The organism is Paenibacillus sp. FSL W7-1088 (genome assembly GCF_037969855.1).
In the GTDB taxonomy this organism is placed as follows: Bacteria; Bacillota; Bacilli; order Paenibacillales; family Paenibacillaceae; genus Paenibacillus.
This window is the reverse complement of the sequence record NZ_CP150216.1, coordinates 7,271,850-7,279,817: the sequence shown is the minus strand read 5'-3', so window position 1 is coordinate 7,279,817 and position 7,968 is coordinate 7,271,850. Positions and strand designations below refer to the sequence as shown.

The window sequence follows — 7,968 nt, the reverse complement described above, 5'->3', positions numbered from 1 at the left end:
AGACTGTCACTCCTTTTACATGTTCCAAGTGTGGCTTAAGCCATGATGCAGTGTCGAAATACGAGATATATTGTTGAATTTATCCCCAAACCCCCGCAGGTCGAAAACAAAAAAAGAATGAACAACGGAAAATTGTTCACAACTTTATCCACAGGCTGTTGATAATATTATGGGTCAGATCACATATTCACATCCAAAAGTAATACAATCATAGCAAAAGAAGCCCGGCATTTCAATGTATCACGTGATTTTATCCACAAATTCAATAACTTGTGTATAATTTTTAATCACAACACAATATATTGTTTATAAATTGTTTAACTTTCGACAAGAAGACCCAAAAACCTAAATTATTTTATACACAGGTTATTCGTCAAATGATGCTGAATTGTGTGTAAAAGTATTCTCTGTTTGTGAATAACCTCTCTGTGGATAACCGTAAACTGAAAATTACCGTTTTGGGGATTTACAGGAGAGTGACTCTTCATGCCCGTTTTCCTTTTTCGAAGAGAGGAATTGAGGACACGACAAAATGAAAGACATCGGAGATCAAGGAGAGGGCCGTTGAACGGAAGGAGCGTTTACTGATTTATATGAACTGAACGTAGCATTTATTCCTAAAAGAGGTAGGCTGAATAGCGCGCAAACAGTGGAGATGGATGTGATTCCATTGCAGCAAATTGGTTATGCCAAAAAAGAGGTTGTTCTTTAAGACCGGAATGGTGGTCTAAGAGAACAACCTCTTTTTGGTGGTTATAAAAGCATGATTTACTCGTTATGAGCGGAAAATTTACGTTGGAATTCCGCGATATCTGCATATTCTTCTTCCAATTTTCGCGAAATGCGAATAAAGATGGGGAGCAGCTCCTGGTAGATCGATGCATGTTCTTTGATAGGGGTATGCTTGTGCGTTGTACCAACCATCGATGAAACGGCATGAAGCGACTTAATTCGCCCTGTAGCATAAAGACCGAGCACGACGGCCCCCAGACAGGAACTTTCGAAGCTCTCGGGCACAATGACTTCCTGGTTGAATATATCGGACATCATCTGACGCCAGAGTGGGGAACGAGCGAAACCACCCGTTGCCTGAAAGGAGGTAGGTTGTCCGATCTGTTCTTCCATGGCCAGCAGTACCGTATAAAGGTTGAAAATAACCCCTTCCAAAACGGAACGAATCATATGCTCTTTCTGGTGGTGAAGGGTCAAACCAAAGAAGGAACCCCGGGCGTCCGGATTCCATAAAGGGGCGCGTTCCCCTGAAAGGTACGGATGGAATAGAAGTCCTTCCGAACCGGGGCTGACGCGTTCCGCAATCTTAGTGAGTACATCATAGGAATTGATGCCGAGCCGTTTGGCTGTTTCGACTTCCGAGGCAGCGAATTCGTCCCGTACCCAGCGGAACAGCATGCCACCGTTATTCACAGGTCCGCCGATAACCCAAAGATTCTCGGTGAGGGCGTAACAGAACGTTCTACCTTTTGGATCGGTAACCGGACGGTCAACGACGGTGCGAATCGCGCCGCTGGTGCCGATCGTAGCTGCAACAACGCCAGGTTCAATGGCGTTTACGCCCAGATTGGACAATACCCCGTCACTTGCACCGATGACGAAGGGAGTAGAGGGGGAGAGAGCCATTTTTTCAGCCCATGTGCGATCCATTCCCTCTATAATATGTGTGGTCGGGACGAGCTGCGATAGATGGTCAGGTGTAATGCCTGCAACCTCAAGTGCCTCTGCATCCCAATCCAGTTGTTCCAGATTGAGCAGACCGGTACAGGAGGCGATGGAGTGATCCACGACATATTGACCGAACAGACGGAAGAACAAATATTCTTTAATAGAGATAAATTTGGCGGTACGTTGAAAAAGTTCAGGTTCGTCATGGCGCAGCCACATTAATTTGGTCAGTGGCGACATGGGGTGGATCGGTGTGCCTGTTCGCAAATAGATACGATGGCCTTGTCCGTTCTCTTGCAGTTTGGCGGCCCAGGCAGCACTCCGGTTGTCAGCCCAAGTGATGCAGCGGGTGAGGGGCATACCATCTTGTCCCATCGCAATGACACTGTGCATGGCAGAGCTGCAGGATACGAACATAATTTGTTCCGCAGCTACGCCGCTTTGATCCATCACGCCGCGTACGGAGCGAAGGGCAGCTTGCACAATTTGTTCCGGATCCTGCTCAGCGACATCCGGAGCTGGGGTGTATAAAGGATATTCCTGAGTCGACGTGCTTATAACTTCACCCTGTTCCGTAAAGAGTACGGATTTGGTACTGGTTGTACCGATATCCATCCCAATCATATAGTTGTTCATTTTGCATAAACCTTCCTTCTATAAAACCCGTAAAATTAAAACTCTAATGGTGTGAATTTATTTTCTTCTTCTATATAGGTATTCCAATTTATACGACTGTACTCAGCAGCAAAATAAAGATCAGTCCAACAACAGATAATAGTGTTTCCATAACGGTCCACGTCTTCAGCGTCTGCGAGACACTCATATTGAAGAATTCTTTGATCATCCAGAAGCCTGCGTCGTTCACATGAGATAGTACAAGTGAACCTGCACCAGTAGCGAGTACGACAAGTTCAATATTGGCACCAGGCGTTAGTGCAAGGACCGGAGCTACAATACCAGCTGCTGTCGTCATGGCCACAGTTGCTGAACCGGTAGCAACCCGAATGAGTGCGGCTACAAGCCAGGCGAACAGGATCACATTAATATTGGCATGTGTGGCGACCTCAGCAATGGCATTACCTACACCACTATTGATCAACACCTGTTTGAATGCACCGCCACCGCCAATGATGAGAATGATGGTCGCCGTAGGCGCCAGACATTCACTGGTGAAGCGGGAGATGTCATGTTTGTTGAACCCGCGTGAGAATCCGAGTGAAAAGAGGGCGAACACAACGGAGATCAGCAGGGCTATAATTTCATGGCCGATAAATTCACAGAAAACGGTAAATCCGCTTGTAGCGTCAGGATCTACGATATTGGCGATGGAGCCAATGAGCATCAAAATGACCGGCAGCAAAATGGTAAACAGGGTTATGCCGAAACCGGGCAAGTTGTTACTTTTTTTCGTTGCGAATTGTTCAGCCAGCTCTGCAGGTGGTTCGGTATGTATTCTTTTACCGATAAATTTACCGAACAGAGGTCCAGCGATAATAGCAGTCGGGATACCTACGATAAGGGAGTACAAGATCGTTTTACCCAAATCGGCGCTGAACGCTTCGATCGCAATCATGGGAGCCGGGTGAGGTGGAACCAGACCATGTACAGTAGAGAGACCGGCCAAAATCGGAATACCGATCTGCAGCAGCGACATATTGGTTTTACGTGCAACGGTGAAAATGATCGGAATCAGCAAAATAACGCCGACTTCAAAAAATACAGGAATACCGACGATAAAACCAACAATCATCATCGCCCAGTGCACACGCTTTACACCGAAACGATCCACCAGTGTGGTAGCAATACGCTCGGCTCCGCCGGATTCAGCCATCATTTTACCTAGCATGGTGCCCAAACCAATAACGATGGCGATCGTTCCAAGTGTGCCACCAAGTCCTCCCGTAATGGAGGAAATGACATCCGCGGGTTTCATGCCTGTAAGTAAACCAAGCATTAATGCAGATATTAAAAGGGTAATGAAAGGATTCCATTTATATTTGGAGATCAACACAATCAGGAAGACAATCGCAATCAATGTCCAGACCAATAATGTGGCATTATGGGATAAGCCAAAAAGAGTGCTCATGAGGTATGCTCCTTTTATTATGATATATAACGCTTACAACCGATCCATGATCAGGCGAAGGGAAGTATCCTTACGATTCATCTAGCCGGGGAGGTTAAATTTGTTTAAGTCCCCTTTAATATGCCCCAAAAAATTGAAACAAATCGCACTTTGTATACTTGTCGACAAGTTAGGGGGCAATCATTCACAACGGATATGATTGCGGACCCCCCGCACAGCTATGCCATGAAGTGGATATAATTTTCATCAGCATGGCATTAGGAATCAAAGCTTTCGTGCAGCGTCTTGCCTGAATCCTGAAAATACGTGCGGACTCCAGCTTGGATGCGTGTCTTATCACCTGATTCAAGCGCCTCAATCAGCAAACGATGTTTACCAATTACAGCGCTTACTTTCTGCTCGCCCTGAATAAAGACCCTGCGGGTGGTGAGCAGCATGACCGTCATGACAACATAACGAATGCTTTTCCATAGATGTAAAATTCGCGAATGCTGGGCGGCTTCGATAATAGTCTCGTGAAAAGTGAGATCCTGAAATGCGAATTCAACCGCATCTTGATGGCGTCCAGCCAAGTCCATTTTGTCGATCACATTGCTTAACTGGGTAATCAATTGTTCTGGGACATCCCCCGCAAGCCGCTGCTGCACAAAACTTTCAATCAGGAAACGCACATCGTACAATTCCTCGACATCTTTAATTTTCAATCCAATGACAACGACACCCATACGCTCCAGCCGAATGAGGCCTTCATTCGACAAAGTTCTTAACGCTTCACGTACAGGTGATCGACTGCTGTCAAAATCAGCGGCAATCCGATTTTCTGACAAAACTTCGCCAGGACGAAGGGTTCCACTAATGATCCGCAGTCTTAATTCGCAGGCGATGGCTTCCCCACGGGAAGCTCCCTGAAGCCAGGATGAAGGAAACAGCATAATGGCTACGCTCCTATTATAAGTAATCAGTTCAATACTGATCATAGCACAACTATTTTGCCGATTGATCGTTTTAAACTAATCCTTATAACGAGAAGAAATGGCAGTATGCTCTTATGCATGTGCTGAAATTAGGAGCGTCATACGGTTTCAATAGATTTTCAAAGAGCTAGAGGAAGTATTGTCTTCCTATAAATGAGTTAGGATCTATGCTGCACTTTCCATAAGTATACTTGTATACAAGATGTGTTTTTTTTATCCTACACCTTTCTCGAAAACTTGTAAACCATAAGAATAAAGCGGATACATTAAATTTAAAGTATGTCATTTCAAAAGCTAAAACATATGGTTCATCTAATGGATAGATGCCCCACTAAAGTTCTTCAGAAACGTAGGAATATTAACCGAAAGCAGAGGCAATGAAACCGTATATCAACGTTAAATATTCTTTATCCACATGTGAATAACTTGAAGTGGTATTAAAAGATAGAATTAAGGGGTTCGAGGGGTGTGGATAACCGTAAAAGCTGATTTTTGGTGTATGAATCGGGACTTGGGGATAACTTCTGGAACTTCTAAATGGTGCTTTAGAAAGGTTGTTAACAGGGGTAAGCATCCATGGCCGTTCAGGCAGGGTGGAATAGGCATTAAAAGGAGAAAGGAGGCAGGAGGCTCGCAGTTGACTTTTCCGGGTGTTCGTGGTTAAATGTATAAAGGTGTTTTCTGTGAAGATGAAAGTGATTCATCACATAAGTATTTCCTTGTGAGGAGGTGCAATACATTGAGACCTACATTCAAACCGAACGTTAGCAAACGTAAAAAAGTTCATGGTTTCCGGAAAAGAATGAGCACGAGCAACGGACGTAAAGTTCTGGCTGCACGTCGCCTTAAAGGCCGTAAAGTCCTGAGTGCTTAATGCATGTGAAGACCACCGAGGTGGTCTTTTTTTTCTTAAAATAGGTCTTTTCAGACTGGATGCTGGTATAGGTCAGGTCTGAATTGGCTGCGCAAAAGCATTAGTACACCTTTATGTTCAATGAATGAGATGTCCGTTTTTTCGAAAACGTTCCTTATATAATGAAGTTGCCGCCAAGACGGTTTATCGTTATTCAAGAAAGCCTATACTAAATCAGTAATGAGGCCTTCGTCAATAATGTTGGTGGAAAACAGCAAGGAGAAGCGCCGTGTATAAAAGACTGCGTTTACGAAACCGGGCGGACTTTAGCCGCGTATACCGGTATGGGAAATCGTTTGCCAATCATCAGTTTGTGGTGTATGGCTGTCGTCGTAAAGATACAGAACAATTCCGAGTGGGTGTATCCTGCAGCAAGAAAATCGGAAACGCTGTCGTACGCAACCGGATGAGACGCATGATTAAGGAAATTGTACGTCATCATGAGAACGAGATTGTCACGCAGATGGATCTGATCTTTATCGTCAGAAAAGGTGCATTGGACATGTCCTATAAGGATATGGAAAAAAGCCTGCTGCATGCGTTGCGCAAGGGCTCTCTTTTGAAGTCGGGCAAGCGGTAAGCTTCGGTTTATTTGTCCTCCTAATTATGGTATGATTTACGGTGGAATGGAATGGTTAAGAGAGGGGTTATGAAGTGTCGCGATTGAAGACATCAAAGGGGAAGTGGATTCTCCTCATTGCAGTCATTGCAATGGTCACTGTACTCGCCGGATGTACTCCACAAGGAGCCGGGGTTACTACGGAAGATCTGAAGAATAGTGATTCTTTTTGGCAAGCCAATGTTATTTATTGGTTCTCACTGGCGCTAGACACATTTGCCAACTGGTTTAACGGTGAATATGGACTGGCCGTCCTTGTGATGGTGTTAATTGTACGGACGTTAATCTTGCCGCTGACAATGAAGCAGGTTCGCAGCTCGAAGGCGATGCAAGCTATTCAGCCGCAGTTGAAAGAAATTCAAGCCAAGTATAAAGATACACCTGAGAAAGTACAGCAAGAAACAATGAAGTTGTTTCAGGAGAACAAAGTTAATCCGATGGCGGGTTGTCTACCACTTCTGATTCAGATGCCGATTTACATCGCACTTTATAACTCCATTTACGGAAACTCGAGTCTGAGAACACATGATTTCTTGTGGCTTCAACTCGGAGCGCCGGATCACCTGTTTATTTTACCAGTGCTGGCTGCCATCACTACATTCGTTCAAACGTGGATGATGATGCGCATGAACCCTGCACAACAGGTTGGACCGATGCAATTCATGCTGTGGGTGTACCCGATATTGATCTTCGTTATGTCGTATCAGTTCCCGGCTGCATTGCCACTGTACTGGTTCTACAGTAACATCTACACGATCGTGCAAAACTATTTCCTTTACCGGAATAATGATAAAGTCGTGGCTGAGGTCAACGTGAAGCAGACCAGCTCTTCCAAAAATGGAAATGGAGCTAAACGCAAAAACGGTGGCAAGGCAACTGTCTCTGGAAAAGGTTCGAAAGGGGCCAAAAAATCGAAATGACCAAAGTCATTGCGTCAGGAAAAACCGTTGAAGATGCTGTAAACCAAGGATTGGCTGAGCTTGGCGTGAGCCGGGACAAGGTCGAGATACAAGTGTTAGAGCAGCCGTCAAAAGGATTCCTGGGTTTGATCGGGGTGAAGGCCGCTAAAGTGGAAGTGAAACTTCTGCCTGTGCCCGAACCTGTTTCACAGCCGATCAAGCCGGCCGCACATATACCTCAGGTTGAAGCAACCCTTGAGGGTGTGGCTGCTAAAAATCCCTATGAGGAAGCGGCGGCTTTCTTAAAAGAAGTGGCAGCAGGTATGGGACTGGATGTTGAAGTGCATATCAAAAAACAGCGTGACGGACATATCTTCAATATTGCCGGTGAAGATCTGGGCATGATTATTGGCAGACGTGGACAGACGCTGGATGCCCTTCAATATTTAACGAACATTGTAGCAAATCGTTATTCGGAAAGTTTCGTTCGCATCGTACTGGATGCTGAGAATTTCCGTCAACGTCGACGCAAGACGCTGGAGGATCTGGCTGAACGTTTGGCTGGACAGGCCATTCGCACTGGCAAGGAAGTTGTGCTGGAGCCTATGCCGCCACTCGAACGCAAAGTCATTCATGCGAAATTGCAAAATCACTCGCAGATTAAAACATACAGCAAGGGCGAGGAGCCCAATCGGCGCGTGGTCATTACGACGAAATAACGCGAAATTGAAGACGCAATGGCTTCCTGCCCGGTGCAGAAGCCATTGCTTTTTTCGTACAGAAGTATTTTTCCAAAA

General features: G+C 45.3%; 7 protein-coding genes. 4 read left to right on the top strand and 3 right to left on the bottom strand.

Annotation, left to right across the window (positions count from 1 at the left end; translation table 11 throughout):
* Positions 1-768: 768 nt before the first annotated feature.
* From gntK to MKY42_RS32735, 3 genes are all read right to left on the bottom strand, one after another.
* Positions 769-2,316: a gluconokinase gene (gene gntK, locus MKY42_RS32745; RefSeq protein WP_339847822.1), complete on the bottom strand. Its 1,548-nt coding sequence runs from the start codon at positions 2,314-2,316 to the stop codon at positions 769-771.
* An 88-nt stretch (positions 2,317-2,404) separates the two neighbouring features.
* Complete coding sequence (locus tag MKY42_RS32740) at positions 2,405-3,766, bottom strand: GntP family permease (RefSeq protein ID WP_090902648.1); 1,362 nt, start codon at positions 3,764-3,766, stop codon at positions 2,405-2,407.
* Between the two features lie 257 nt (positions 3,767-4,023).
* Positions 4,024-4,698, bottom strand: coding sequence for a GntR family transcriptional regulator (locus tag MKY42_RS32735; protein WP_179262269.1), 675 nt, complete (start codon positions 4,696-4,698; stop codon positions 4,024-4,026).
* 781 nt (positions 4,699-5,479) lie between these two features.
* Here MKY42_RS32735 and rpmH point away from each other — a divergent pair.
* The 4 genes from rpmH (at position 5,480) to jag (ending at position 7,890) form a co-directional block, all read left to right on the top strand.
* Positions 5,480-5,614 (top strand): 50S ribosomal protein L34, encoded by a 135-nt coding sequence (gene rpmH / locus MKY42_RS32730; RefSeq protein ID WP_024629517.1) that lies wholly within the window; start codon positions 5,480-5,482, stop codon positions 5,612-5,614.
* A 268-nt stretch (positions 5,615-5,882) separates the two neighbouring features.
* Positions 5,883-6,233 (top strand): ribonuclease P protein component, encoded by a 351-nt coding sequence (gene rnpA / locus MKY42_RS32725; RefSeq protein WP_076287174.1) that lies wholly within the window; start codon positions 5,883-5,885, stop codon positions 6,231-6,233.
* A 74-nt stretch (positions 6,234-6,307) separates the two neighbouring features.
* Positions 6,308-7,192, top strand: coding sequence for a YidC/Oxa1 family membrane protein insertase (locus tag MKY42_RS32720; protein ID WP_090902654.1), 885 nt, complete (start codon positions 6,308-6,310; stop codon positions 7,190-7,192).
* Positions 7,189-7,890 (top strand): RNA-binding cell elongation regulator Jag/EloR, encoded by a 702-nt coding sequence (gene jag / locus MKY42_RS32715; RefSeq protein ID WP_090902655.1) that lies wholly within the window; start codon positions 7,189-7,191, stop codon positions 7,888-7,890. The genes MKY42_RS32720 and jag overlap by 4 nt, the downstream gene beginning before the upstream one ends.
* Positions 7,891-7,968: the final 78 nt, after the last annotated feature.

What these genes read in the sequence shown, in the direction of transcription:
- jag (WP_090902655.1), top strand. Translation starts at nt 7,189, where the DNA reads ATGACCAAAGTCATTGCGTCAGGAAAAACCGTTGAAGATGCTGTAAAC.
- MKY42_RS32740 (WP_090902648.1), bottom strand. Translation starts at nt 3,766, where the DNA reads ATGAGCACTCTTTTTGGCTTATCCCATAATGCCACATTATTGGTCTGG.
- gntK (WP_339847822.1), bottom strand. Translation starts at nt 2,316, where the DNA reads ATGAACAACTATATGATTGGGATGGATATCGGTACAACCAGTACCAAA.
- MKY42_RS32735 (WP_179262269.1), bottom strand. Translation starts at nt 4,698, where the DNA reads ATGCTGTTTCCTTCATCCTGGCTTCAGGGAGCTTCCCGTGGGGAAGCC.